The sequence below is a fragment of the Roseburia sp. AF12-17LB genome (assembly GCF_003479605.1).
Classification (GTDB): Bacteria; Bacillota; Clostridia; order Lachnospirales; family Lachnospiraceae; genus Roseburia_C; species Roseburia_C amylophila.
Map to the genome: position 1 here is coordinate 1 of NZ_QUHR01000032.1, position 1,345 is coordinate 1,345.

At 36.5% G+C, this 1,345-nt stretch carries 1 protein-coding gene; it reads left to right on the top strand.

The features are described 5' to 3' along the window. The first annotated feature begins 196 nt into the window (after window positions 1-196). A complete protein-coding gene (locus DWV68_RS14260) occupies window positions 197-1,318 on the top strand; it encodes an IS1249 family transposase (RefSeq protein WP_118057814.1) in 1,122 nt (373 codons plus the stop codon). Window positions 1,319-1,345: the final 27 nt, after the last annotated feature.

Sequence of the window (1,345 nt, forward strand, 5' to 3'; positions counted from 1 at the left end):
GAGTTATAGGACAAAATGTGTTGATGAAAACCGCTTTCAAGCCTTGAAAATAAAGGGCTGAAGGCGGTTTAATCTTTTTTCAAAGAACTTTGAGGGTGGACAAAACGTGTTGATAAAAAATGCTCTAACCCTTGAAAATAAAGGGCAAAACAGAGTTTAATCTTTCTTGAAATAGAAAACCATGGAGGAAGATTAAATGAATCAGATAAATTGTCCTATTTGTGGAAACAAATGTGTTAAAGCAGGAAAAACAAAAGCGGGAACACAACGCTGGCTATGCAAGAAATGCAAAACTTCGTTAACACATAAAATAGATAATGATTCAAAGGAGTTACAAATCTTCTTAGATTGGTTGTTTGGAAAAGAAACTCAATCAATAATGCCAGGAGAAGGAAGAACATTTAGAAGAAAGACAGCAAGATTTTGGGATATATGGCCGATGCCACCGAAAATAGAAGAAACCAAAGATGTTCTTTTTCTTGATGGAATTTATCTTGGCCGAAAGGCCTGTGTGCTAATCTGCTGCGATGAGAAAAATGTACTTGGATGGTATTTATGCCGATATGAACATGCAGGTGCCTGGATTGCTTTAATGAAGCGTATAGCTGAGCCAAGAATGGTTGTATCAGATGGTGGAACAGGATTTGCAAAAGCACTGAAAAAAGTATGGCCAATAGCAAAACATCAAAGATGTATATTTCATGTATTCTGCCAGATAAAACGTTATACAACGTCCAAACCTAATACATTAGCTGGAGTAGAGCTTTATTGTCTGGCTAAAGATTTACTTAAAATAAAAGAGAAACAAGAGGCAGAAACATGGGTAACCCGTTTCACTGAGTGGATAAAGAAGTATCAGGAATTTCTTAGTGAAATGACGGTAGATGAGCATGGTAATAAAAGACCAACTCATGAGAGACTGCTTAAAGCAGAGAGATCCCTTCTTAAACTTATCAAAGAAAACACACTGTTTACATACTTGGATAAGGAATTTATAAATGATTTCATTGCACCATCTACGAATAACAGAATTGAAGGCGGAATCAACTCAAGACTCAGAGAAATGTTGAGAAATCATAGAGGACTTTCTATAGAAAGACGAATAAAAGCGGTTTACTGGTGGTGTTATATGCACTCTCCAGAACCGCTTTCATTGTCTGAAATAATAAAAACTATGCCTACAGATAGAAGTATTGCAGCAATATATCAAAGGATGAATGATAAATCCCGGTTGGAAAAGAGTCTTTCACTTTGGGGTGATGCCATTGTGTGGAGTGACCTCCATAAGATGGATAAATCTTTTACAGAATGGGATTAGCCATCAACACGTTTTGTCCTATAACCC

Bases quoted from the DNA above. Each gene is read 5' to 3' on its own strand.
- DWV68_RS14260 (WP_118057814.1), top strand. From the start codon at position 197: ATGAATCAGATAAATTGTCCTATTTGTGGAAACAAATGTGTTAAAGCA.